This window comes from Paraburkholderia tropica (assembly GCF_900109265.1).
Lineage (GTDB): Bacteria > Pseudomonadota > Gammaproteobacteria > Burkholderiales > Burkholderiaceae > Paraburkholderia > Paraburkholderia tropica.
In genome coordinates this window covers 59,963-85,014 of sequence record NZ_FNZM01000022.1, presented here as the reverse complement: position 1 = coordinate 85,014, position 25,052 = coordinate 59,963, and the positions used below count along the sequence as shown (strand labels likewise).

The window sequence follows — 25,052 nt, the reverse complement described above, 5'->3', positions numbered from 1 at the left end:
GCTTATGCCTTGGTATAAGGCGCCCTACGCCAATGTATGGCGGCGGAAACCGATCGTGCAATGGACCGCGGTGATGCTCAACGGATAACGTTACGCTTGCGTGCGTGAGCACGCGTTGGCCCGGCGCGATGCCGGCGATGCCGAACAACGGAGCCCGAGGGAGCCACAGCGATGGACGTTTCCGCCATGCAATCCGATCCGTGGGCGCATACGCTCTCGGTGCTGTCGCGGCTCGCGTGCGCGCCCGGCGAGGCGCCGCGCGCGGCGCGTACGCGCAAGACGGCGTCGCCGCGTCTTGCGGCCGCTTCGCGTCCGCAGGGGGCGCTGGGTGCGAGAAGTAGCGCCGCCGTGCGCATCGTGGAGCGCCCGACGCCCATGACCGCTTCGATCATCTGGATGGACCCCACGGCGTGCCGTTACGGCGAGCAGATCTGGCGCTGCACGAAGGCGCGGCGCAACGGCGTGTGCGTGCTGAGCGGCGAGTCGATCCGGCGCGGCGACGAAATCTATCGGCCATTCGGGCGGCGGCCTGCGCCGGCGAATGCGGAGTCGATGATGCTCGCGACGCGCGTGCGCCTCGCTCCGATCAACGAACTGCTGGCGGCCGTGGCGATCTGAGCATTTTCGCGGACGGTTATCTCGCGCGTCCGCTCGGTGGCGTGATCATGGCGCATTTCGGCGATCGCGACGGACGCAAGCGCATGGCGTGGTCGGTGCGCTCGCGGCGCTCAAAATCGGAATGATGAATAGGCATCCGAATTAATTTCAGGTTGACGAGTTCGGTGCTGCGATGTCGACCGCGCCCGGCGCCCCAGGCCCGATCGCATCGAGATGTCGCCTGGCCGACAAATGGCGGGCGCGTTCGCGCGCATGATAGCGCTTTCGAACCTCGATCAAGGAGCGACCGTGACTTCGTCCAATGCCAGCCTCAAGCACGACATTTCCCCCGCCGAGTGGGACGCGCGCGTCAATCTCGCGGCGGCTTACCGGCTCACCGCGCTGTTCGGTTGGGACGACTTGGTGTTTACCCACATCTCCGCGCGCGTGCCCGGCCCCGAGCATCATTTTCTGATCAACCCGTACGGCATGATGTTCGACGAGATCACCGCGTCGTCGCTGGTGAAGATCGATCTCGACGGCCGCAAGGTCAGCGACTCGCCTTACGACATCAATCCGGCCGGATTCACGATTCACAGCGCCATTCACCAGGCGCGCGAGGACGCGCTGTGCGTCATGCATACGCATTCGGTCAATGGCGTGGCCGTGTCGGCGCAAGCGGCGGGGCTGCTGCCGCTCTCGCAGCAGTCGCTCGGCGTGCTGGCCTCGCTTGGCTATCACGACTACGAGGGCATCGCGCTCAACGAAGCCGAAAAGCCGCGCCTCGTCAGCGACCTCGGTAAGAAGACCTACCTCATGCTGCGCAATCACGGTTTGCTGACCGTGGGCACGACGGCGGCGGACGCCTTCGTGGCGATGTACTTCTTCGAAGCGTCCTGCATGATTCAGGTGCGCGCGCAGTCGGGCGGCGGCAAGCTCACGTGCATCGGCCAGCCGATTCTCGACGGCATCAAGCAGCAGATCGCGCAGGTCACGCGCGGCATCTCGCCGGGCGCGCTCGTGTGGCCCGGTTTGCTGCGCCGTCTCGACCGGCTCAACCCCGGTTACGCGCAATAAGCTTGCAGCACCGGGAATAACGCGCGCGGCCAAACGTTATTCCTCGGGCGGGACCTTTCGACACACGAGTCACGGCATGGCAAAAATATTCATCTACGGGGCGGGATCGGTCGGCTGCTACCTCGGCGGGCGGCTGCTGGCGGCGGGCGGCGACGTCGCCTTCATCGGGCGCGCGCGGATCGCCGACGCCTTGCGCGCCGAAGGGCTCACGCTCTCGCGTCACGACGCGCGCCGCTGGCAGGTGCCGCCCGAACGCGTGGACGTCGCGACGCACGCGGCGCGCGCCCTCGCCGCCGATCTCGTGCTGGTCACCGTGAAGTCGGCCGCGACGCCTGTCGCCGCGGCGGAACTCGCAGGCGTGCTGCGTCCCGGCGCGGTCGTCGTGAGCTTCCAGAACGGCGTGGGCAATGCGGACGTGCTGCGCGCCGCGCTGCCGCATCAGACGGTGCTCGAAGGGATGGTGCCGTTCAACGTCGTCGAGCGCGGGCCGGGCGCGTTTCATCAGGGATCGGCGGGCGAACTGGTGATCCGTCACGCCCCCGCCATGCAGCCTTTCGTCGATGCGTTCAGGCAGGCGGAACTGCCGCTCGTCGAGCACGCCGACATGCTGCCGGTGCAATGGGCCAAGTTACTGCTCAATCTGAACAACGCGATCAACGCGCTGGCGAACCGGCCGCTCAAGGAAGAACTGTCGCAGCGCGCGTACCGCTTGTGTCTCGCGATGGCGCAAAAGGAAGCGCTCGCGCTGCTCGGGCTGGCGGGCATCCGGCCGGCGAAGGTGACGCCGCTGCCCGCGACGTGGATTCCGCGTCTGCTGACGGTGTCCGATGCGTGGTTCGAACGCCTCGGCCGCGCGATGCTGACGATCGATCCGCATGCGCGCTCGTCCATGTCCGACGATCTGGCGGCGGGCCGCAGCACGGAAATCGACTGGATCAACGGCGAAGTGGTGCGCCTCGCGGGGCATCTGGGCCGCAAGGCGCCAGTGAACGGGCGGCTGGTCGAACTCGTACGCGAAGCCGAGCGCAGCGCAGCGCGGCCTTCGTGGACGGGCGACGCGCTGCTGGCGCAGTTGCGCGCGGCGCGACCCGCATAAAAAAGCCGCGAAAGCGCGCACGCCTTCGCGGCTTCGTGCGTGCACGTGCGCGGCTTAGTCCTTCACGCCCACGGTTTGCAGCGGCTTCCACTCGCCGCCCACGACCTTGTAGACCGTCACGCCGCCGTACTTCAGGTCGCCGTACTGGTCATACGAGAGTTCGCTGGTCGTCACGCCCTTCATGTTGGTGGCTTTCAGCGCGCTCAGGAACACGTGCGGATCGGTCGAATCGGCCTTCTTCATCGCGTTGAACACGGCCATCGTGCCGTCGTAGGCATACGGCGCGTACAGCTCGACCGGCTGGCTGAAACGCTTCTGATAGTGATCCGCGAACGCCTTGCCGCCGGGCATCTGCGCGAGCGGGCTGCCTTCCGACGCGGCCAGCGTGCCATCCGACGCCTCGCCCGCCACCTTGATGAGGTTGGCCGACTGCACCATGTCCGGGCCGATCAGCGGCGCCTTGATGGCGAGCGAGCGCATCTGCTTGAGCATCGGCGCGGCCTGCGTGTCGGCGCCGCCGTAGAACACGGCATCGACGTTCGCCGCCTTGATCTTGGTGAGAATCGCGCGGAAGTCCACGGCCTTGTCGCTCGTGTATTCCTGATCGACGATGGTCGCGCCCGCCGCCTTCGCGGCCTTGCTGAACTCCTCGGCGACGCCCTGGCCGTAAGCCGTGCGGTCGTCGACGATGGCCAGACGCTTGAACTTGAGGCCCTTCACCGCGTAGTCGCCGAGCACGCTGCCGAGCTGCGTGTCCGAGGTCAGCAGGCGGAAGGTGGTCGGCAGACCGAGGCGCGTGTAGGTCGGCGCGGTGGCCATGGCGATTTCCGGAATGCCGGCCTTCGCGTAGATCGGCGCGGCCGGAATGCTGGTGCCCGAGTTGTAATGGCCGATCACGGCGACCACGCCGTCGTCGACGAGCTTCTGCGCGACGGTCGTGCCGGTGCGCGGATCGGCCTGGTCGTCCTGGGCGTCGAGCACGAAATGCACCGGCTTGCCGCCGATGACCGGATTGGCAGCGTTCATGTCGTCGATGGCGAGCTGTACGCCGCTCTTGAAGTCGGCGCCATAGTGGGCCTGGCCGCCGGTCAGCGGCGCGGCGAAACCGATCTTGACCTCGACGGGCGCGGCTGCGAAAACGCAGGGCGCGATGCTCAGGGTTGCGCCCAGAACGCATGCGGCGGAAACGAACGACTTCTGCATTTTCATTGTTGTTGGACTCCTCGATGGTGGATCGTGCGGGAACCTGCACCCTTGACGGTCTTGCAGGCGCGTGCCCCTCGCATTGCGGCATTGCGCTGGTCGGCTGCGAGCAATATAGAAGTCCAAAAGTGGTCGAGTCTTGCAGGAATTAAACAGCTTCGATGCAGAAATCGGCATAGCGGCGCATTTCGGGCCGGAGCTGTCGTAATTCGCCGGGCATGCCAATTATCAGAAACACTGATAAGTCCGAACATTTTTGGCAGGCTGATCGTCGCCAGACGCTCGATGCGAAAGGCGGTGATCGGGCATTGATCTGGTTTACCCCATCATGGCGGCGATTGCTTTCGTTCGGCATTCGGGGCCACTGTCGGCCGACCGGAAGCGCACAGTCGAGGTGAGTTCGCGCAGCGGTCAATTTTTATCGAGCAAAGCCTCAAGGCGTATCTGTCCGAAGCGAATAGCGGCCGATAGCATAAGGGCGACTTTCGGAAGCAATTTATCGTTCAGGATAACCACGCGCCATGAAGCTGCCTCTCTACCAAATCGATGCGTTTACCAGCGAAATTTTCAAAGGCAATTACGCAGCGGTCGTATTGCTGGAACGCTGGCTTTCCGTTTCGCTGATGCAAGCGGTGGCGACGGAAAACAACCTGTCCGAAACGGCTTTCGTCGCGCCCGATGCGAATGGGCGATTCGCCATTCGCTGGTTTTCGCCGATCACCGAAATTGCCTTTTGCGGACACGCGACACTGGCAAGCGCATTCGTGTTGTTCAAACGTTTTCCCGAACGCGAGCAGATTGAATTTCATGCCGATGCAGTGGGCGCATTTAGCGTTCGACGCGGCGCGCACGGCATGATTGAAATGGATTTTCCTCAGCGCGAAATCGAACCGGTCAGCGAATTGCCGGATGAACTGGCACGGGGTTTGTCGATTCGTCCGCGAGAAGTTTTTGTTTGTCAGCAAGCCTATATTGCCGTGTATGAAAACGAGGCGCAGGTGCGCGCCGTCGTGCCCGATCTCGCCTTGATTGCGCGCCTCGGGCCGCGTGATGTGGTGGTGACGGCGCCGGGCGATCGCGTCGATTTCGCGTCGCGCTACTTCTGGCCCGCAAATGGTGGCGATGAAGATCCCGTGACCGGATCGATTCATACCGCGCTCACGCCGCTGTGGGCGAAACGGCTCGGCAAAACGCAGTTGCTCGCGTTGCAGGCTTCGCGGCGCAGCGGACTGCTGCATTGCAGGCTCGATGCGGGCCGCGTGCGGATCGCCGGGCAGGCCGTGCAGTATCTGGAAGGGGTGATTGAGGTGCCGGAATGAGGAAGGACGCGATCAATCAGACCGATGGATAGGAATAAACGTGCACGTTTGTGCACGTTTACATTCTCGTTTGTGCACGATATCATCGGGCATGACCGATGATATCCCGCTTGCCCGCCGCGAACTGATCGCCAGCCGCCTCACCGCCGGCGAGTCCGTCGTGGCCGTTGCACTCGCTGCCGAATTCGGCGTATCCGAAGACGCGATCCGCCGCGACCTGCGCGCGCTCGCCGCCGAAGGGCGCTGCCGCCGCGTCTACGGCGGCGCGCTGCCCATCTCGCCCGCGTCCGCGCCCATGTCCGCGCGCATGGACGCCGCGCGCGAACGCAAGGCCGCGCTCGCGCGCGCCGCCGTCGCGCAGATCGAACGCGGCGAACTGCTGTTTCTCGACAGCGGCAGCACGCACCTCGCGCTCGCCGACGCGCTGCCCGAAGACCACGATCTCACCGTCGCCACCAATTCCATCGACGTCGCCGCCGCGCTGCTGCGGCGCGCCGACATCGCGCTCATCATGGTGGGCGGCGCGGTGGACCCGGTGGTGGGCGGCAGCGTCGACGCCGCGGCGCTCGCCTGCATCGCGAACATGAATATCGACCGCTGTTTTCTCGGCGCGTGCGCCGTCGCGCCGCAAGACGGCGTGAGCGCGTTCGAATTCGCGGATGCCGGTTTCAAACGCGCGCTGCTCGCGCGCAGCCGCCGCGTTGCCATATTGAGCACCACGGACAAACTCGGCGCGAGCGCCGCGCATCGCGTCGCGTCGATCGACGACATCGCGAGCGTGATCGTCGAGCACGACGCACCGCCTGCGCACATCAAGGCGCTCACGAAAGCGGGCACCGTGGTCATCAAGGCCGAACGTCCCGACGCACGCTGACGCGTCTGCCGCTTTCCCGCCATTCAACCTCACCGCACGGAGCCGAACCCGATGGATTTCGCCGATCGTCCCGCCACGCGTCTCGCGACGCGTCTGGCTTTTCTCGTCGCCGGCTTCGGCATTGCGTGCTGGGCGCCGCTGGTGCCGTTCGCGAAGCATCGGCTCGACGTGGACGACGGTCTGCTCGGCATGCTGCTGCTGTGCATCGGCCTCGGCTCGGTCGCGGCGATGATGCTAACCGGCGCGCTGAGCGCGCGTTATGGCAGCAAGCCGATCATCGTGGCGAGCGGCATCGGGCTCGCGATCGTTCTGCCGCTGCTGACGATCGCGGCCACGCCGCTTGCGCTCGGCATCACGCTGCTGGCGTTCGGCGCGGCGCTCGGTTCGCTCGACGTCGCCATGAACGTGCATGCCGTCGAGGTCGAGCGTGCGGCGCAACGTCCGCTGATGTCGGGCTTTCATGCGCTGTTCAGCGTGGGCGGCTTCGCGGGATCGACGTTCATGACCTTCCTGCTTTCGATGCAGGTGGGCGCGCTCGAAAGCACGCTGCTGTGCTCGGTGCTGATGCTGGCGGCGATGCTCGTGGCGCGTCCGCGTCTGCTGCGCGCGAAGCAGGCGGGCGGCGGTCCGTTGTTCGTCACGCCGCGCGGCATCGTGCTGCTGATCGCGGCGCTCACGGGCATCACGTTTCTCGCCGAAGGCGCGTTGCTCGACTGGAGCGCGCTGCTCATCACGGGCAAGGGGCTCGTGAGCGCCGCGCAGGGCGGCCTCGGCTACATGCTGTTCGCGATCGCGATGACGGCGGGCCGCCTGACCGGCGACGCCGTGACCGCGCGCATCGGCGACCGCGCGACGCTGATCTGGGGCGGCGCGGTGGCGGTGGCGGGGTTCGCGGTCGTGCTGCTGTCGCCGCTCGCGACGCTGGCGCTGGCGGGCTTTCTGCTGATCGGCCTTGGCGCGGCGAACATCGTGCCGGTGCTGTTCCGGCGCGCGGGTTCGCAACAGGCGATGCCCGCCGCCATGGCGATCGCCGCGATCACGACGACGGGTTATGCGGGGATTCTGGTCGGCCCGGCTGGGGTGGGCTTCGTCGCGAAGGCGGTGGGGCTGGAGACGGCGTTCTGGGTGCTGCTGGGGTTGCTGTGCATCGTGCCGTGCTGCGCGACGCTGGTGACGGCGAATTCCGCGAAAGCGTGAGGCGCGCCGCGTCGATGGCGCGCGTGGTGCTCAGTTTGCCGGTGTGGTCTCCGGCCCGCGCGTGAGGCAGTCGCAGGGGCGCGGCGCGGGATGCGGATGCGGGTGGGGTTTCGGTGCCGGCTTCGGCTGGGGTGCCGGCGTCGGCACGGGTGCAGGCCGCTTGATGGCATCGACATAGTGCGAGTAGCCGTGGAGGTAGGTGCGTGCGCCGTCCGGCGTGAATCCGACCAGTTGATCCTTGGGGACGCTGAGGTGCACGCAGGTCAGATGCGCGGGATCGAGGTGCGTCGGATACCGCAAGCGTTCCATCAGCAGCGAATCACAGCCGGTGTCCCGCTGTTGCTGCTGGGGAACGCCATGACAGAGCGTCAGTTCACGCAGACGGATTTCGCCGTGTGCGTCGCTTGACGGCAATTGCCGGGACGCGCTGCCTTCGAGGCCACAGACCTGCGTGTCGTCCACCATCAGTTCCATGAGCACCGAATTGCCGAGGCGGTTCAGGATGTTCACGTTGGTCATCGTGATGCTCTCGTCTTTCTTCGCTTCACAATCCACGCCATAGGGACGCAGCGTCGCGCATTGCTGCGATGAGAGCGTGACGCTCGATGCGTAGATATTCCCGAGTCCCAGCATGCGTACGACCATCTGCGGATAGAACGTTGGGTTCTGCATCAGCAAAGGCACGAAGGCCACGCAGAAGAACAGCGCGCCTGCCATGGTCAGTAACCGCACTGTCGTCCTGTGGGCCGCGAAGCTCAGCCAGTTCAGCATGGCGAGCATCACGCAGCCGGCGACGGCCACGTATGTTTGCAGTTCCGTTTTACCGTTGACGACGATCGCCCAGAGGAACAGCACCGGCAACACCATCGCGAATCCAAAGAGCGCGGTGGTGAATATTTTCGCGTTGCGCAATCGCATTTCCTGGTCGGACACCAGCCGCTGGAACAGTGTTTTGATCTCCTTGAACCATCGCGTCAGGATGTAGATGGCGATCGCTACGGCTGCGATCGCTGCCACGCAATACAAGGGATTGAACGAAGACAGGCGATGAATGGCCAGGGTGAGCCAGTCGCCGCTTGATGGATCATGCGCGGCGGCGCTTGCTGTGGCAGCAGCAGGTTGCGCGGTAACGGGCGGGACCGGGCCGGGCGCATAGATTCGCCAGCCGAGCCACACGCTCCACGTCAGCAACATTGCTCCGCCCAATGCGAACTTCGGCCATGGGTGTAGCTGCTTGCGTTGCCGTTTGCGCCAGTCCGCCAGCGTGAGCGCAATCGCGCAGAGAAGCGAAGCGGCGTAGAAGGTCCAATTGACGAATGACGCGCGTCCCGCCGCATGCCAATCGACCACGACCGGGACAATGACACCGGACCATACGATGGAACAGATCACGGTTGCGCCGATGATGAATCGGCCCTTCATCAGATAGTCCACGATGCCGGTCTGCTCGATCTGCTCGACGAGCCTGGCCGGATTCGCCGCGCTCCAGTAACTGGCGAGCGGATAAAACGAGCGTACGCTCCAGCGTGCGGCAAAGCCCGCGGCCACCAGATAGACCGCGAGCAAAACACCAACGAACACTTCGGTGATGAACGTCGCGATCAGCGCGCCGGTCAGGTCGGTCAGCGAGAAGTCCGGCAACTGGTCGATGTGTAGCGCATAGGCCAGCAACGGAATGCCGCCCAGCGTGAGAATGCTGACGGAGGCGACAAAGGTGGGATTCGCCTTGGCGAATTCGCCAAACCATGTGAGCAGTTTTTGTGGTGTCATCGTGCCTGCGAAAATCGACGGTGCGAAGAATGTCCCTGAAGCAGGACAGCCAATGAAGTAACGGCTGAAATCTCCAAACCTTGAACGCGGCATTCACCTGCCACGGCACTGCGCGCGCACAAAAAAACGGCGCCGCCCCACCCGGGCAAGCGCCGCAAACACGCATACAACACTGGAGAAAATCGCCGCGGCAAATCGCTTCGATTAGCCCGCAGCGGCCACCGTGTGCCGCAATTCCTGATAGCTGCGCAAACCCGCGAGCCCCAGTTCGCGCCCGATGCCGCTCAAGCCCATTCCGCCCCAGCACACCTGCGGAAAGATCAATTGCGGCGTGTTGATCCAGACGAGGCCCGCGCGCAGTTCCGCCTTGTAGCGGCGTTGCGCCCCGGCGTCCTGCGTCACGACCGTCGCCACGAGTCCATAGCGCGTAGCGTTGGCCAGCGCGATGGCTTCATCGTCGGTGCGGAACGACTTCACGCACGCAACCGGCCCGAACACCTCATCGGTCCACAACACGTTGTCGGCGTCGGGCTCGGCCACCACCACGGGCGCCATGAAAAAGCCCGCGCCGCGCGCGCGGTCCGTGTTGCCGCTGAAGGCGATCTGCGCGCCCGCCGCCACGCCCTGTTCAACCAGCGCCTGCACGCGCGTGCGCTGCGCCGGCGAAATCAGCGGCCCCATCGAAACCTGCTCGACATCCGGCGCGCCCACGCAGACCGCACGCACCGCCGTCTCGAACGCGGCCATGAATTTGCGGTAGACGTCGTCCTGCACGAGAATGCGCGCCGTCGCCGAGCACATCTGTCCGGCGTTCGCGAACGCACCGCTCACCGCGAGCGAAACCGCATGATCGATGTCCGCATCGGCGCGCACGATCAGTGCGGATTTGCCGCCCAGTTCGAGCGTCACGCGCTTCATGTCCAGCGCGGCCGTCTGCATCACCTTGCGGCCCACGGCCGTGCTGCCCGTGAATGAAATCTTGTCGACGAGCGGATGCGCCGTGAGCTGCGCGCCCACTTCGCCGCCGCCGTTGACGAGATTGACCACGCCATCGGGCACACCCGCTTCGCTGACGATCTGCGCCAGCAGATGTTCGACCGGCGAGGTCAGCTCGGACGGTTTCAGCACCACGGTGCAGCCCGCCGCGAGCGCGGGCGCGAGCTTCCACGCGGTCGTCACCATCGGGAAATTCCACGGCACGATCAGCGCGGCCACGCCGACCGCTTCGTAATAGCGCTCGCCTGTGACGGTCTCGTCGGGCAGCGCGATCGTTTCGAGTGCGAACGCGCCGGTTTCCGCGCACAGGTCGCCGTAATACGTGAAGGTCGCGACGGCGTCGCTCACGTCGAGATCGGCTTCGAACGGCGGCTTGCCGCTCACCTGCATCTGCATCGCGGCGAGGCGCGCGCGGTCCGCTTCGATCAGTTCGGCGATCTTGCGCAGCAGCTTGCCGCGCGCGGCGGGCGGGGTCGCGCGCCATGCGCCGAGTGCGTCATGCGCGGCGCGCACGGCGGCGTCGATCTGAGCGGCGCTCGCCGGTTCCTGCCAGCCGATCGTTTCGCCGGTCGAGGCGTTGTGGATGGCGGTGGCATGTCTGGCGTCGTCGGCGTGCATCGTTGCGCCCGCAACGAAGGCGGCGGGCAGCACGAACGGGCCGCCGTCGCGGCGAAGAGGAGTGACGGTGGTCATGATGAGTGTCCGTTGAGAATCGAGCCGGAGTTGGGCGTAATCGTGCGCATCGACGCGCGTATCAGCGGTACGCGACGCCCGGCATCACGCAGAGCATTTCGAACGCGAGGTTCGCGCCCACCAGCGCGGTCGTGCCGGCCTGGTCATACGGCGGCGAGACTTCCACGAGGTCGGCGCCCACCACGTTGAGGCCCTTCATGCCGCGCACGATTTCGAGGCCCTGCTGCACGGTGAGCCCGCCCACTTCCGGCGTGCCGGTGCCGGGCGCGAACGACGGATCGAGCCCGTCGATGTCGAAGCTCAGATACACGGGCGTGTCGCCCACGCGTTCGCGCACCTGCGCCATCAGCGGCGCGAGCGACTTGTTCCAGCATTCCTCGGCTTGCACGACGGTGAAACCTTGCTGACGGCACCAGTCGAAGTCGTCGGCGTGATAGCCGGTGCCGCGCAGACCGATCTGCGTGACCTTGTCGCATTGGAGCAGGCCGTCTTCCACCGCGCGGCGGAACGGCGTGCCGTGCGCGATCTTCTCGCCGAACATGGTGTCGTTGACGTCGGCGTGCGCATCGATGTGCACGACCGCGACCTTGCCGTACTTCTTGTGCAGCGCGCGCAGGATCGGCCACGCGATCGTGTGGTCGCCGCCGAGCGTGATCGGCCGGCAGCCGGTCGCGACGATCTCGTCGTAGGCCGCTTCGATCAGGCGGATCGAGTCCTTCAAATCGTACGGATTCGTGGCGACGTCGCCGATATCGGCCACTTGCAGCGAGTCGAACGGCGCGGCGCGCGTCGCCATGTTGTAGGGACGCAGCAGCACCGATTCCGAGCGGATCTGACGCGGCCCGAAGCGCGCGCCCGAGCGGTTCGAGGTGCCGAGGTCGAGCGGCACGCCGACGAAACACGCGTCGAGGCCTTCGGTGCGGGTCGCTTGCGGCAGCCGCATCATGGTGGCGATGCCGCCGAAACGCGGCATGTCGTTGCCGCCGAGCGGCTGGTTGAGTTCGCGCTGCATGTCCTGTGTCTCCGATCTTGAAGTGATGACGATCGGGCGATGGTAGGCGAGACGCGCGTCGCGCGAATTACGAAGTGGAGATGTTTACATCGACGTCGATCGATGCAAAAGCCGCGTTAGGCGCCCTGCAAACGGGGGCAAGCCTGGCCCCAGCCCACCAGTTCGCGCTTGGTGCGCACGCCGAGTTTGGCGAAGGCGCGCTTCACATAGGACTCGGCCGTGGCGGTGCGTACGCCGAGAATTTCGGCGGCTTCGGGCACCGTGCGGCCCGTGATGAGGTGCGCGCAGATTTCGTATTCGCGCTTCGAGAGGCGAATGGCGTCGGCGGCGATGCGCGCATCGAATTGCGCGAGCGGATGCAGAAACGAAGTCGGATGCGCGACGCGCCGCGCGGCGCTGGTGGTCGCGTGCAATTCGAGCAGCGGAAACAGAAAGTCGCTGACGTTGCGAAAGCGGTTCATCTCGGCGAGCGTGAACGGCGGCGCATTGAGGGCGCGTTCGAGCGCGATCGAATGCTGGCCGTGGCGCGTGCCGCGCGCGAGCACGCATTCGTGCGCGATGAGCGCCTCGTCGAAAAGACGCTGGCGGAATTCGCCCGGCGGAATCGCGCCGATGTCGCGCACCACGAGCAGCGTGCCCACCTTGCCGCGAATGCCCGCGAACAGCGGATCGCTTTCGTAGAAGCGGTCGTAGTAGAGCGTCATCACGTCGGAAATCGTGCCGCTGTCCACGCCCACGCCGCTGCTGCCGATCCATTCGCAGCGAAAGCCCGTGGGCATGCTGCTGTCGACGCGCGAGCGTTCGATATGCACGACGTTGAGCGGCACGATTTCGTTGAGCAGCAGCGTGAGGCGCGGCACGAAATCGGGCGTGCCGACGGCTTCGATCACCTGACCGAGCGTCTTGAACGAGAGGGGGAAATTCGCGGAATCGGGGTGCGGGGGGACGTTGAGCAGCATGGCGCGCACCGGAAAACAAGGCGAATCGATTATAGCCGAAGGGCGGAACGCCCCGCGAGGCGGGGATTTGCACGCATCGATCGCCGTTGCGGCAACAGGCAAGCGCGAGCAAGGGAAAACCCTGGAAACATGACGAAAATGCCGCAAAAGGCATATTGCCCCCCCTGAGGGGGGGCATACCGTCGCCTCGCGAGTCGGTAACTTTGGCGCCACCGAATCATTTGAAACCGACACATCGAAGGAAACCAACATGAGCAAGCTGATTCACGACGTCAAGGAACTGGGCGCAGGTCTGGGCGATTACACCAAGCTCGACTACGGCATGGACGAAGGCGACTGGCGTGGCGCCGAAGGCAAGAGCGGCAATTACGTGGTGGGCTGGTGGGAAGGCAAGGTCGGCGCGGTCGAATTCCCGGCCACGGGCGCCGACGAAGCCGTGTGGCTCGTCGAAGGCAAGATCGCGCTGACCGACGTGAACGGCGGCCGCAAGGAATTCACCGCGGGCCAGGGCTATCTGCTGCCCGCCGGTTTCGCCGGCCGCTGGGAAACGGTCGAGGACGCGAAGAAGTTCTACGTCCTGCTCGAACCGCAGCAGTAATTCAGCAAGCCGCGCCGTCCTCGTGTGGGCGGCGCGGCTTGATTCGAATGTCGCTTTACGTATCGCTTCAGTTCCGCCTCAACCCGCCTCAACCCGCCTCAACCCGCCTCAAGCAGCGAAGCCATCATGAGCCCCACCGCGAATCGCCCTGTCTCGCCCGCCGCCTGCGGCGCGCGGGCTTCCGTCCCCGTTGTCCCCGTCACGAACAGCCGGTTTCAACGCGACGCGCTGCATTGCGCCGCATCGGCACCGGAAGAGGAGACGCATCATGAATGACCGCGCCCAACTCTTCGAAGCGGGCATGCCCGCCGATGCGCGCGTCGCTACGGGCACGGCACGTCCCGCCGCGCGCCAGCCGGTCGCGCTGGGCGTGGAAGAAGCGCTCGCCCGCACCCGGCTGTTTCCGTACTGGCTCGACAATCCGGCCGAACCGCCCGCCGAGCCGAAGCTAACGAGCGACACGCGCGCCGATCTGCTGATCGTCGGCGGCGGCTTCACGGGTTTGTGGGCCGCGGTGCAGGCGAAGGAGCAGATGCCGGAACTCGACGTGGTGCTGATCGAAGCGGGCCAGGTCGCGCATGGCGCATCGGGCCGCGCGGGCGGCATCATCTCGACTTCGGTGATGCACGGCCTGCCGAACGCAGTGCGCGTATTCCCCGACGACATCGCCGAACTCGAAGAATTCGGCCAGCGCAATCTCGACGGTTTTGAAGAGACGCTCAAGCGCTACGACATCGACGCGGATATCGAATGGAACGGCGAAATGACCGTGGCCGTCGATCCCGAGCACGTCGCGCATCTGCAGGCCGATTACGATCTGCACACCGAATACGGCCACAACGTCGTGATGCTCGACGAGCAGGCCACGCGCGAGCAACTGAATTCGCCGCTGTTCGCGGGCGCGCTCTGGTCGCGCAATCGCAGCGGCATCGTGCATCCGGCGAAGCTCGCGTGGGGACTCAAGCGCGCGGCGCTCAAACTCGGCGTGCGGCTCTACGAACACAGCCCGCTCACGAGCGTGACCGACGAAGGCGAGAGCGTGTTCGTGAAGACGCCCGAAGGCAGCGTGCGCGCGAAGCGCGTGCTGTTCGGCAGCGGCACCGCGAAGGTGGGCATCGCCGATATCAACCGCCGCGTGCTGCAGGTGCGCGATCACGTGCTCGCCACCGAGCCGCTCACCGACGAACAACTCGCGCGCATCGGCTGGAAGAATCGCCAGGGCATTTACGACACGCGCACGCAGCTCAATTATTTCCGCCTCACGAAGAACAACAACATCATTTTCGGCGGCCTGGTGAGCTATCACTTCGACGGCAATCCGGATCCGCAGCAGGACCAGCAGCGCGAAACCTATTACCGTCTCGCGCAGGCGTTCTACAAGACCTTTCCGCAACTCGGCGACGTGCGTTTCTCGCACGCGTGGGGCGGTCCGATCGATTACTGCTCACGCGGCTCGGTGTTCGCCAAGCGTTATCTCGGCGACAAGGCGGTGTTCGTCGCGGGCTACACGGGTTTCGGCGTGGCCGCGAGCCGCTTCGGCGCGTTCATGGGCCTGAACATTCTGTTCGATCGCCAGAGCCCCGAGCGCACGCTCGACATCGCCAATCAGAGCCCCACGTATATCCCGCCGGAGCCGGTGCGCTGGCTCGCCGCGAAAGTGACCTTCCATGCGTTCGACGGCGCCGATGCCGAAGGCGGCTGGAAGCGCGCCTGGATCAAGGGCATCAAGGCGATGGGTTTCCCCATGTAAGTGACGGCGGCGCAGCGGCATGTTCTCCAATACTTCCGATCTCGACCTGCGACTCGTGCGGGTCTTCCTGGCCGTCGTGGACGCGCGCGGCATCACCGCCGCCGAAGCCACACTCGGCGTGCGGCAGTCCACCATCAGCTCGCAGCTCTCGGCGCTCGAAGCGCGCGTGGGCTTTACGCTATGCGAGCGCGGTCGCGGCGGCTTTCGTCTCACGTCGAAAGGCGAGCGCTTCGTGGCGTCGGCGCGCGCGCTGCTTTCGGCGACCTCGCAATTCGTCGCGCAGGTGCGTGACATCGATCGCAAGCTGGTCGGCACGCTGTCGATCGGCTTGATCGGCCAGGCCTCGCATGTGGAGAACGCGCGCCTCGCGGAAGCGATCGGCGCGTTTCGCAAGCGCGATCAGGCCGTGCGTTTCGCCATGCGCGTCGCGCCGCCGCAAGAGCTTGAAGAAAGCCTCGTCAATCATCAGCTCGATCTGGCGATTGGTTACTTCTGGCATCGCGTGCCGGGGCTCGATTACACCGAACTTTTCAGCGAGCGTCAGGTGATCTGCTGCGGGCGCGGGCATTCGCTCTTTCACGAAGCGCCCAACGCGACGCTCGACGATCTGCGCACGCATGACTGGATCTGGCGCAGCTATCCGGTGCCCGAGGAACTCGCGAGCATCGGCGAGCGCCAGGTCACGGCTATCGCGGACAGCATCGACGCGGCCACGGTGCTGATTCTCTCGGGCAGTCATCTCGGCTATCTGCCCGAGCATCACGCGGAGCCGTTCGAACAGCGCGGCCTGATACGCGTGCTCGGACGCGCGGCCTTCGGCTTCGACGTGCCGCTGCATCTCGCGACCAAACGCGGCACCGTCGACAAGCCCATCGTGCGCGCGTTTTGCGAGGACTTGCTCAACGTTTATGGCGCGCACGGAGGGGAGCGCGCGGCGGCCTGAGAAGCACCGCGTGGCCGCTGTATCGCGCCCGCATCGATACATTGGCCACGCGTGATGTGAACGTTTCGAATACGCAATATGGCGCGCACTCGCGTGATTTAGAGTGACCGTCAAGGTGAAGACAGCGCATCGCATCGATGCGCAAGGAGTGAGACACATGGCTGACAACACGAGCATTACGCAGATCGAAACATTCGGTTTCGAACGCATTCCCGACGTTTCGCGCTACGCGCGTCCCATCGATCTTTTCCGGCTGCTGTTCGGCGGCTGCAATACCTTTTCGACTTCCGTCCTGGGCGCGTTTCCGGTGCTCGTCGGGCTGTCGTTTCAGGCGAGCCTCTGGTCGATCGTGATCGGCGTCCTGGCGGGCACCTTCATGCTCGCGCCGATGAGTTCGTTCGGTCCGCGTAACGGCACCAGCGATCCGGTTTCGTCGGGCGCGCACTTCGGCATTCATGGCCGGATCGTCGGCTCGTTTCTCGCGCTGCTCACCTCGATTGCGTTCTTCTCGCTCGCGGTGTGGAGTTCGGGCGATGCGCTCGTCGGCGGCGCGCACAACATGGTGGGCGTGCCCGTGAACGGCTGGACGCTCGGCTCGGCTTACATGGTGTTCGCCGTGCTCGTGCTGGTCGTGTGCATCTACGGTTTCCGCTTCATGCTGTGGGTGAACAAGATCGCCGTGTGGGCCGCGAGTTTGATGTTCATTCTCGGCGCCTTCGCCTTCGCGAAGACTTTCGATTTTCACTACGCGGGCACGCTGCAACAAGGCAGCGCGGGATTCTGGGCGGCTTTCATCGGCGCGACGCTGGTGGCGCTGAGCAATCCGGTGTCGTTCGCTTCGACGCTCGGCGACTGGGCGCGCTACATTCCCGAGACCATTCCGCGTCGCCGCGTGATGGGCGCCGTCTACGCCGCGCAGATCGCGACCTTCGTGCCGTTCTTCTTCGGCCTGGCGACGGCGACTATCATCGCCACGCACGCACCGAGCTACATCACGTCGAACGATTATGTGGGCGGGCTGCTGGCCGTGTCGCCGCGCTGGTTCCTGTTGCCGATGTGCCTGATCGCGATTATCGGCGGCATGTCGACGGGCACGACCGCGCTGTACGGCACGGGCCTCGACATGTCGAGCATGTTCCCGAAGTTCCTCAACCGCGTGCGCGCCACGCTGCTGATCGGCACGCTGGCGATTGCGTTCATCTTCATCGGCCGCTTCGCGTTCAATCTGGTGGAAAGCGTGTCGACGTTCTCGACGCTCATCTGCACGTTCAGCTGCCCGTGGATGGCGATCATGGTGATCGGCTTCATGCAGCGACGCGGCTTCTATCTCGCCGACGATCTGCAGGTCTTCAATCGCGGCGGTCGCGGCGGTCATTACTGGTTCACGCGCGGCTGGAATCTGCGTGCGATGGGTGCGTGGCTGCCTGCTGCATTCATTGGCCTCTCGTTTGTGAATCTGCCGGGTCAGTTCGTCGGGCCGCTCGGCTCGCTGGCGGGCGGCTGCGATCTGAGCGTGCCGATTTCGTTCGCGGTCGGCGGCCTGCTGTATCTCGCGATGCTGTCGCTCTTTCCGGAACCGGAAGCGGTGTATGGCCCGCACGGCCGACGCTTCGTGCGCGGCACGCGTGTTGTGCGCGAAGAACGCAAAGAACACGAAAGCGTGCCCAATTTCGCGGCCAATCGTGAATACGCAGAGTAAGGATCTGAAGGCTGTTCACGAAACGCGTGTGCGGCGCGTGTATCGAATGATGTAACCGCATCGAAAGACGCAGGCATGGGACCTGCTCCGATATCACCAGTGCGAGCTTGCAGACTGGCCCCGTTTGATCGCCGCGTTACGCGGCGTGGGGTGCAGTGCAGGCTCGCGTCCTTTTTGCGCAATTTTTTGCAACGGGCTGGTGATCGACCATGGAAGATTTTTTCAATCGACTGTTTCATTTGCAGCCTACGCTGCTCGATTCGGCGACGCACGATGTCGTGCATCTGGTCGTGGCGGCGCTGATCCTCGCAGTGGGCTGGTGGATTTCGAATCGCGTGGCGCAACTGTCCGAGCACATGCTGGCGCGCTCGCACGCGGACCCGACGCTCGCACCGATGCTCGCCGGCATCATGGCGTGGGCCGTGCGCGTGATCGCGATCGTGGCCGCGCTGAGCGAAGTGGGCATTGCAACGGCGAGCGTGCTCGCGGCGCTCGGCGCGGCGGGTCTGGCCATCGGGCTCGCGCTGCAAGGCACGCTGCAGAACATCGCGGCGGGCATCATGCTGCTTTTTTTGCGGCCGTTTCGCGCGGGCGACGTGATCGAAGGCAGCGGCGCGGCGGCGGGCATCGTGCGCGAAGTGGGACTGTTCACGACGCGTATCGAACGCGGCGACGGCAACGCCGTGTTTGTGCCGAACAGTCAGATCTGGAGCAATCCGGTCATCAACTACAGCAGCGGCGGCACGCAGCGCATAGACGTGACGATCGATCTCGCGCGGCGCGAACAGGTCGATGCGGCGATTGGCGCGCTCAAGAAAATGATCGCCGACGAACCGCGCGTGCTGGCGGGCACGACGCTCGCACCGGCGATCGTCGTCGATCGTTATCCGGAAGACGGCGGCGTTCGGCTGCGCATGAGCGTGTGGGTGCGAAACCCCGACGCGGTGTTTGCGACCGACGATCTGCGTGAACATGCGGGCGACGCGCTGGCGGCTGCGGGGATTGCGGTGAAGGGCGCGACGAAGCCGCTTGAGCACGAAGAGGCGGACGCGGCGCTGTCGCATTCATAAGCGCTTATTGCCGAATCACACGCACCGGCAGGCCCAGCGTCGCGAGCAGACACAGGCCGTGCAGCGCGGCGAGCAACACGAACGCGGGCACGAAATGCTGTGACTGCGCGACCGACGTGTCGCGCATCGCGAGCGCAACGGTCAGCGAAATCATCGTCGTCGCGAGCGGGCCGCCGATGCGCTGCGCGATGTTCAACGCAGTGTTGGCGGTCGGCAAATTCGCTTTCGGCAACGAGGCGTAAGCCGCCGAAATCGACGGCACGCTAATCGTGCCCTGGCCGAATCCGGCGAGCACCAGACTCGCGAACGCCCACGCCGTGGAATACGTGTGCGCGGCCATCCACGCCAACACGAGCGTGGCCACGCAAGCGAGCAGCGCGCCGCCGGCAGCCAGCGCGCGGCAGCCGAACTTCTGCGTCAATGGCCCGAGCACCGCGAACGCGGCCATCATGCCGACGCCCGTCGCTGCGAGCAGCGTGCCCGCCTGCGCCGCGCTCAGTCCGCACGCCAGCATCAAATACAGTGGCACGACGAGCTGGCGTCCGAACAGCATGCCGTTCGCGCAGCATTGCGTGACGGCGGCAATCGAAAAGACCCGCGTGGAGAAAATACGCACGTCGATGAGCGCGGCGTCGCGCTTGCGCAGCGAGTACGCGATGAATGCCGCGAGCAACAGCGCACCCGCGAGCACGCAGCGTTGTCCCTCGCCGCGCGCGGCGTTCTGCAAGCCATACACGAGCGCGACGAGGCCCGGCGAAATCAGCGCGAAGCCGAGGAAATCGAAGTTGCGCCGCGCGTGCGTATCCGCATCGCGCGGCAGCAAACGCCAGGCCATCGCCACACCCATCGCGCCAATCGGTACATTGACGAAAAAGAGCCACGGCCATTCGGCGCGCGCGAGAATCGCACCGGCCAGCATCGGACCGAGTATCGGCCCGAGCAGAATCGGCAGCGTGGCGTAACCCATCACGCGTTCGAGATGTTTACCCGCGACGCGTCCGATCATCATCTGCGCCATCGGCACGAGGATGCCCGCGATCAGCCCCTGAAAGAGCCGCGCCGCGATCAGCGCGCTCATGCTGTGCGCGAGGCCGCACAGCGCCGAAGCGAACGTGAAGGTGGAAAAGCAGAATACGTACAGGCGTTTTGCGCCGACACGGTCGACGAGCCAGCCGTTGAGCGGCAGCGTGAGCGCCATCGCCAGCAGGTAGCCGGTCACGATCCATTGCGCGGAGGCGAGATGCGCGTCAAGTGCGTGGCCGATGGTGGACAGCGACACGCTCACGAGCGTCGAGTCCATTTGCGACATGAACGAGCCGAGCGACACCACCGCCGCGACTTTCCAGACGGCGGGGGCGATGCGGTCCGCCGCAGTGGGGCGTGAATGCGGATCGGTCATGAAGGCGTTTGGCGGGCGTGGGTTCGGATCAGCCGCAAGCATGACCATTCGCCGCGCGGCTGGCAAGTCCATGTGCGCCTGCGGGCCGCGCCTGCGCGATGCCATTACAATGCCTCACTTCGACTCACTTCCGGTATTGCAAACGCATGCGCGCCATGAAATTCTTTCCCGCCTTCGCTCTCGCCACGCTTTCGATGACTGGCGCCACGCTCGCCTACGCGCAAGGCGCCGGTAACGCGGCGCAACAATCGTGCTCGATCGGCACCGTCAGCGGCGTGGGCGGCGCGGCGTCGAGCATGAGCGAGTACCTCGCGCTGCCCGAGCGCGATCGCTACAAATACTTCTCGGACCACCAGATCCAGTGCGACGTCACCGACGATAGCCGCGCGAAGAATTGCGTGGGTCTCACGAATCTGCGCAACGATAAAGTCAGCATTTATGACGACAGCGACAGCGTGACGACCACCGTGGTCGCGAAGATCGAGCTGGAACACGGCACGTTTCCGGCGATCATCGTCGTGCGCAAGCAGGACATCAAGTGCGAAGACTGAAGAACGGCAACCGCGTTTAGCCGTTTGCGCTGAACGCTTCGAACCAGGGCCACGGAAAAATGCCGCGATCGTGGCCGTCGCTGAATACGAGTTGCACGCCGTAACCCATCGGCGCAATATCGCGCACCGTGACATCGTCGGCGACGTCGATTACGCCGCCTGCGAGGCGCGTGCTTCTGCACGCCGAGCACGGGCAGGCGCGCCGCAACGCGGCGTGCGCGATGCGCTGCACGTCGCCGTTCGGCCAGACCAGCGAGAGCGCGTCGCGCGCCTGGCGTAGTTCGACCGGCGCGTTCACGGCGTCCGTCCTTCGCGCTGCTGCAACGCGATGCGCACCGCTTTGCGCACTTCCGGATCGCGGTCTTCGAGCGCCGCGCGCAACGGCGCGATGACCTCGGACGTCTCGAGTTCGCCGAGCGCCAGCGCCGCTTCCTTGCGCAAATTGCTGATCGAGTGGTCGAGCAGCGCGATCAGGGCGGACGCAGCCTGCACGTCTCCCATGCGACCGAGCGCCCGCGCGGCACGCAGGCGCACTTGCCAGTAATCGTCCGCGAGCGCTGCGATCAGCGGATCGCGCGCGCGCGCCACGGGCAGCTTGCCGAGCGTGGTGGCCGCTTCCTCGCGCACCTGCCAGTCGGCGTCACGCAGCGCATGCAGCAGGGCGTCGCCGAGCGTGGCGTCGTCGATCGGGCCGAAACCCAGCGCGCCGGTGGCGGCGCGGCGCACGACCGCTTGCGTGTCGTGTGCGGCGACGTTGGCGAGCGGTCGCAGGGCGCGCGCATCCTTGAGCCAGCCGAGCACGGCTACCGCTTCGAGGCGCACGTCGGCATGAGTGTCGGCGAGTGCGTCGAGCGCCGGTTCGAAGGCGCTTGCGTCACGCAACTCGCGCAGGCCGCGTAGCGCCGCGCGCCGCACGAACGGTTCGGGGCGCTGCGCCCAGCGGCGCAATACCGGCGCGGACGTGGCGTCCTTGAGTTCCGAAAGCGCTTGCGCCGCCGCGTCGCGCACGTTGTCGTCGGCGTCGAGCAGCGCAGCGCAGAGCGCTTCGGTCACGTCTTCGCTTTCCCACGACGCCAGCACGGTGGCCGCTTCGCGGCGCACCTCCGGCGCGGCGTCGTCGCGCAACGTGCCGACGAGCACGCCGACAAGCTCGGGCGCTTGGAGGTCGCCAATATCGAGCACGGCAATCCGGCGCACGGTTGCGTCTTCGCTGGCGAGCCGCGCGAGCACGGCGGCGGCTTCGGGCGGCAGATCGGTGAGAGTCGGATCAATCATTGAACAGGATGGCTAATTAATGGCGATGGGCGGGCGATCGTCGAATGCGTCTCCATCGCTATCGAAGCAGATAGGGAATATCGACTTTCACCGCGCCGGTCGGGCAATCGCGCTCGCAGGGCATGCAATACCAGCATTCGTCGAATTGCATGTATGCCTTGCCTTTCGAGGTGTCGATGGCGAGTAGATCGAGCGGGCAGACGTCGACGCAAACCGTGCAGCCTTTATCCGCAATGCAGCGTTCTTCGTCGATGGTCACCGGCGCGCTGCTGCGCTGAAAAATGTCGTGGGGCGTGAAGCTCATGATCGTTTCCTGATGGCGGCCGGCGATTAGTGCGTGACTAGTGCTTCTTCGCGTTGGATGCGCATGCGGTCGTACGCGCCGCGCTCGTCGTTCGAAACCGGCACGATATACGGCTCGACGGGGCGCTTTTCGCTGACCATGCGGCCCGCTTCGTCCTTGCGCAAATGCGTGTGGCAGAACCACTGTTCGTCGTCGCGCTGCGGAAAGTCCACGCGATGGTGATACAGACCCCAGCGACTCTCGGTGCGAAACAGCGACGCGCGCGCGGCCATTTCCGCGCAGTCGCGAATCGCACGCACTTCAGCCGCGCGCATCAATTCATGCGGATTGTTGGCCTTGATTGCGCCGATATCTTCTTCGATCGCCTCGAAGCGTTGCAAGCCAATTTCCATTTTGCGCGTCGCTTTCGGCGGTTGCAGATAATCGTTCACCATGCGGCGCAATTTATATTCGACTTGCGAGGGCGCGAAACCGTCCGCGCGTTCGAGCGGCGCGTAAATGCGCGCGCGTTCGGCTTCGACCTGCTCGCTATCGAGCGGCGCGTGTTCGCGGCTTGCAGCATATTCCGCGGCGTTTTCTCCGGCGAACCAGCCGTAGGTGAACGCGCCGAGCATATAGTTGTGCGGCACGGCCGCCATGTCGCCCGCCGCATAAAGACCCGGCACCGTGGTTTGCGCGCGCGCATCGACATACACGCCCGAGGCGCTATGGCCGCTGCAAAAGCCAATTTCGGAGATATGCATTTCCACCATCTGCTCGCGATAATCGGTGCCGCGTCCCGCATGAAAACGCCCCCGACTCGGCCGCTCGTTCGTGTGCAGAATCTGCTCGATGGTTTGAATCGTTTCTTCGGCGAGGTGATCGAGTTTCAGGAATACCGGTCCGTTGCCGCTTTGCAGTTCGCGGTAAAACTCCCACATCATCTGGCCGCTCCAGTAATCGCATTCGATGAAGCGTTCGCCTTTACCATTCGCCGTGAAGCCGCCGAGCGGTCCCGTCACGTAAGCACACGCGGGGCCGTTGTAATCCTTGATCAGCGGATTGATCTGGAAGCATTCGAGATTCGCGAGCGCCGCGCCCGCGTGATACGCCATGGCATAACCGTCGCCGGCATTGGTCGGATTCTCGTACGTGCCCATCAAATAGCCGGACGCGGGCAAGCCAAGGCGTCCCGCCGCGCCGCAGCAGAGAATCACGGCTTTCGCGCGCACGACCGTGAATTGCGCCGTGCGGCAGTCGAAGCCGAGCACGCCGCAAACAGCGCCTTGTGCGTCGGTCAGCAGGCGCGTGGTGACGATGCGATTCGTCATCTCGATGCGCGCGCGCTTGAGCTGCCGATACAGAATCTTCTTGATGTCGTGGCCTTCGGGCATGGGCAGCACATACGCGCCCATGTGATGAACCTTCTTCACCGCGTAATCGCCATTGCCATCCTTTTCGAATTTCACGCCCCAGCGGTCGAGTTGCTCGATCGTCGTGAAGCTGTGCTTCGCATAGGCATACACGGCCTCCTGATCGACAATGCCGTCGTTCGCGATGGTGATTTCGCGCGTATATTGCTCGGGCGTGGCGTGGCCCGGAATCACGGCGTTATTCAGGCCGTCCATGCCCATCGAAATCGCGCCGCTGCGCTTCACATGCGCTTTTTCGAGCACGAGCACCCTGAGTGCGGGATTGCGCTCCTTGGCCTTGATCGCCGCCATCGGGCCGGCCGTGCCGCCGCCGATCACCACGACGTCGTAGTCGAGCACTTCGGTATTCATTGCGTTTTCCTCGTTTGCGAACGGCCGCGCGCTCGCGGTTGAGCGGCTTTCTCGCGGTCCACGCGCAAGCGGTACTGGAATGCGTCGCCGCGAAAGTAGAGATATTCAAAGTCGATCGGCGTGCCCTGCGCGTCGTGCGTGGTGCGTTCGATGCGCAGCACGGGGCTGCCTTCTTCCACGCGCAGCGCGTTGACGATTTCATCGTCGGCGAGCATGGCGTCGATCGACACATCGGCGTGGCCGAGCGCGACGCCGCAATCGTTTTCAAGAATCAGAAAGATGTCGCGCGTGGCGAGATCGGCGTTCGCGAGACGCTTGCCGAGCGACTCGGGCAACCACGTGAGTTCGAGCGAAACGGGTTCGCGATTGAGCAGGCGCACGCGGCGAATTTCGGTCACGTTCGCGCCTTCAGGCAGGCCGAGTTTCGCGGCGATATGGCGGTCGGCTTTCGTCACGCGAAAGCGCCGCAACTGATTGACGATCTCGTAGCCCATCGACGACATCGCTTCCGCGAAACCTTGCAGGGAAGTCACGTTCTGGAACGCGCGCGGCTTGGAGACGAACGTGCCTTTGCCATGCAGCTTGAAGACGAGCCCTTCTTTTTGCAGGTCGCCGAGCGCCTGACGCACGGTGATACGGCTCACGCCGAACATCGCGCAGAGTTCGTGTTCGGACGGCATGCGGCTGTGCGGCGGATAAGCGCCGTCGAGAATGCGCGCGCGCAGTGTCTCCTTGATCTGCGCATAGAGCGGCTGGGGCGCCAGCTCGACGAGATTGGTATTGGCCATCGGCTTGTGGGGGCGGCGTATCGCGGACTGGTTATGACAAGATGATCCGCAGTGTAGGCAACGCCGCCTGGGCCGCAAACGAAGGATTTCTGCTAAGGATGTGCCGCCGCGCTATTTGC

General features: G+C 64.9%; 23 protein-coding genes. 12 read left to right on the top strand and 11 right to left on the bottom strand.

Annotated features, from left to right (window positions below; translation table 11 throughout):
* The first annotated feature begins 171 nt into the window (after nucleotides 1-171).
* From BMY06_RS30975 to BMY06_RS30965, 3 genes are all read left to right on the top strand, one after another.
* Nucleotides 172-618: a DUF3331 domain-containing protein gene (locus BMY06_RS30975; RefSeq protein ID WP_074986933.1), complete on the top strand. Its 447-nt coding sequence runs from the start codon at nucleotides 172-174 to the stop codon at nucleotides 616-618.
* A 288-nt stretch (nucleotides 619-906) separates the two neighbouring features.
* Nucleotides 907-1,674 (top strand): class II aldolase/adducin family protein, encoded by a 768-nt coding sequence (locus BMY06_RS30970; RefSeq protein ID WP_074986970.1) that lies wholly within the window; start codon nucleotides 907-909, stop codon nucleotides 1,672-1,674.
* Between the two features lie 76 nt (nucleotides 1,675-1,750).
* A complete protein-coding gene (locus tag BMY06_RS30965; RefSeq protein ID WP_074986932.1) occupies nucleotides 1,751-2,770 on the top strand; it encodes a 2-dehydropantoate 2-reductase in 1,020 nt (339 codons plus the stop codon).
* Nucleotides 2,771-2,824: 54 nt separating this feature from the next.
* Here the strand turns inward: BMY06_RS30965 and BMY06_RS30960 are convergent, their stop codons facing one another.
* Complete coding sequence (locus tag BMY06_RS30960) at nucleotides 2,825-3,973, bottom strand: branched-chain amino acid ABC transporter substrate-binding protein (RefSeq protein ID WP_065058863.1); 1,149 nt, start codon at nucleotides 3,971-3,973, stop codon at nucleotides 2,825-2,827.
* A gap of 521 nt (nucleotides 3,974-4,494) precedes the next feature.
* Here BMY06_RS30960 and BMY06_RS30955 point away from each other — a divergent pair.
* From BMY06_RS30955 to BMY06_RS30945, 3 genes are all read left to right on the top strand, one after another.
* Entirely contained in the window at nucleotides 4,495-5,292 is a 798-nt protein-coding gene (locus BMY06_RS30955; protein ID WP_074986930.1) for a PhzF family phenazine biosynthesis protein, read from the top strand.
* Between the two features lie 91 nt (nucleotides 5,293-5,383).
* Complete coding sequence (locus BMY06_RS30950) at nucleotides 5,384-6,166, top strand: DeoR/GlpR family DNA-binding transcription regulator (RefSeq protein ID WP_074986929.1); 783 nt, start codon at nucleotides 5,384-5,386, stop codon at nucleotides 6,164-6,166.
* A gap of 51 nt (nucleotides 6,167-6,217) precedes the next feature.
* On the top strand, nucleotides 6,218-7,363 hold the full coding sequence (locus BMY06_RS30945) for an MFS transporter (RefSeq protein ID WP_074986928.1): 1,146 nt from the start codon (nucleotides 6,218-6,220) through the stop codon (nucleotides 7,361-7,363).
* Between the two features lie 30 nt (nucleotides 7,364-7,393).
* On the opposite strand, the gene BMY06_RS30940 is transcribed toward BMY06_RS30945, so the two are convergent.
* The 4 genes from BMY06_RS30940 to BMY06_RS30925 form a co-directional block, all read right to left on the bottom strand.
* Nucleotides 7,394-9,133: a hypothetical protein gene (locus BMY06_RS30940; RefSeq protein ID WP_074986927.1), complete on the bottom strand. Its 1,740-nt coding sequence runs from the start codon at nucleotides 9,131-9,133 to the stop codon at nucleotides 7,394-7,396.
* Between the two features lie 204 nt (nucleotides 9,134-9,337).
* Nucleotides 9,338-10,822 carry an aldehyde dehydrogenase family protein gene (locus tag BMY06_RS30935; protein WP_074986926.1) on the bottom strand — a complete coding sequence of 495 codons (1,485 nt, stop codon included), beginning with the start codon at nucleotides 10,820-10,822 and terminating at the stop codon, nucleotides 9,338-9,340.
* A 61-nt stretch (nucleotides 10,823-10,883) separates the two neighbouring features.
* Entirely contained in the window at nucleotides 10,884-11,834 is a 951-nt protein-coding gene (gene speB / locus BMY06_RS30930) for an agmatinase (RefSeq protein ID WP_065058795.1), read from the bottom strand.
* A 116-nt stretch (nucleotides 11,835-11,950) separates the two neighbouring features.
* Nucleotides 11,951-12,793 (bottom strand): helix-turn-helix transcriptional regulator, encoded by an 843-nt coding sequence (locus BMY06_RS30925; RefSeq protein WP_074986925.1) that lies wholly within the window; start codon nucleotides 12,791-12,793, stop codon nucleotides 11,951-11,953.
* Nucleotides 12,794-13,043: 250 nt separating this feature from the next.
* On the opposite strand from BMY06_RS30925, the gene BMY06_RS30920 reads away from it, so the two are divergent.
* The 5 genes from BMY06_RS30920 to BMY06_RS30900 all read left to right on the top strand — a co-directional run bounded on the left by BMY06_RS30920 (nucleotide 13,044) and on the right by BMY06_RS30900 (nucleotide 18,853).
* Entirely contained in the window at nucleotides 13,044-13,391 is a 348-nt protein-coding gene (locus BMY06_RS30920; RefSeq protein ID WP_074986924.1) for a cupin domain-containing protein, read from the top strand.
* 301 nt (nucleotides 13,392-13,692) lie between these two features.
* Complete coding sequence (locus BMY06_RS30915) at nucleotides 13,693-15,141, top strand: NAD(P)/FAD-dependent oxidoreductase (protein ID WP_074986969.1); 1,449 nt, start codon at nucleotides 13,693-13,695, stop codon at nucleotides 15,139-15,141.
* A 19-nt stretch (nucleotides 15,142-15,160) separates the two neighbouring features.
* A complete protein-coding gene (locus BMY06_RS30910) occupies nucleotides 15,161-16,084 on the top strand; it encodes a LysR family transcriptional regulator (RefSeq protein WP_074986923.1) in 924 nt (307 codons plus the stop codon).
* 157 nt (nucleotides 16,085-16,241) lie between these two features.
* Nucleotides 16,242-17,783, top strand: a complete 1,542-nt coding sequence (locus BMY06_RS30905; protein WP_080180882.1) for a purine-cytosine permease family protein — start codon at nucleotides 16,242-16,244, stop codon at nucleotides 17,781-17,783.
* A 209-nt stretch (nucleotides 17,784-17,992) separates the two neighbouring features.
* The gene (locus tag BMY06_RS30900; RefSeq protein WP_080180881.1) at nucleotides 17,993-18,853 is read left to right on the top strand and encodes a mechanosensitive ion channel family protein; all 861 of its coding nucleotides are present in this window, start codon (nucleotides 17,993-17,995) and stop codon (nucleotides 18,851-18,853) included.
* A 4-nt stretch (nucleotides 18,854-18,857) separates the two neighbouring features.
* Here the strand turns inward: BMY06_RS30900 and BMY06_RS30895 are convergent, their stop codons facing one another.
* Nucleotides 18,858-20,252: a DHA2 family efflux MFS transporter permease subunit gene (locus BMY06_RS30895; protein ID WP_074986922.1), complete on the bottom strand. Its 1,395-nt coding sequence runs from the start codon at nucleotides 20,250-20,252 to the stop codon at nucleotides 18,858-18,860.
* Between the two features lie 155 nt (nucleotides 20,253-20,407).
* On the opposite strand from BMY06_RS30895, the gene BMY06_RS30890 reads away from it, so the two are divergent.
* A complete protein-coding gene (locus BMY06_RS30890; protein WP_074986968.1) occupies nucleotides 20,408-20,803 on the top strand; it encodes a hypothetical protein in 396 nt (131 codons plus the stop codon).
* 16 nt (nucleotides 20,804-20,819) lie between these two features.
* On the opposite strand, the gene BMY06_RS30885 is transcribed toward BMY06_RS30890, so the two are convergent.
* The 5 genes from BMY06_RS30885 to BMY06_RS30865 are packed head-to-tail and all read right to left on the bottom strand — an operon-like array spanning nucleotide 20,820 to nucleotide 24,933.
* Complete coding sequence (locus BMY06_RS30885; RefSeq protein ID WP_074986921.1) at nucleotides 20,820-21,101, bottom strand: DUF971 domain-containing protein; 282 nt, start codon at nucleotides 21,099-21,101, stop codon at nucleotides 20,820-20,822.
* Nucleotides 21,098-22,078: a HEAT repeat domain-containing protein gene (locus BMY06_RS30880; RefSeq protein WP_074986920.1), complete on the bottom strand. Its 981-nt coding sequence runs from the start codon at nucleotides 22,076-22,078 to the stop codon at nucleotides 21,098-21,100. Before BMY06_RS30880 ends, BMY06_RS30885 begins: the two co-directional genes overlap by 4 nt.
* Nucleotides 22,079-22,136: 58 nt before the next feature.
* Nucleotides 22,137-22,382, bottom strand: coding sequence for a 4Fe-4S dicluster domain-containing protein (locus tag BMY06_RS30875; RefSeq protein WP_065058806.1), 246 nt, complete (start codon nucleotides 22,380-22,382; stop codon nucleotides 22,137-22,139).
* A 26-nt stretch (nucleotides 22,383-22,408) separates the two neighbouring features.
* Nucleotides 22,409-24,145: a fumarate reductase/succinate dehydrogenase flavoprotein subunit gene (locus tag BMY06_RS30870; RefSeq protein WP_074986919.1), complete on the bottom strand. Its 1,737-nt coding sequence runs from the start codon at nucleotides 24,143-24,145 to the stop codon at nucleotides 22,409-22,411.
* Nucleotides 24,142-24,933 carry a GntR family transcriptional regulator gene (locus BMY06_RS30865; protein WP_065058809.1) on the bottom strand — a complete coding sequence of 264 codons (792 nt, stop codon included), beginning with the start codon at nucleotides 24,931-24,933 and terminating at the stop codon, nucleotides 24,142-24,144. Before BMY06_RS30865 ends, BMY06_RS30870 begins: the two co-directional genes overlap by 4 nt.
* Nucleotides 24,934-25,052: the final 119 nt, after the last annotated feature.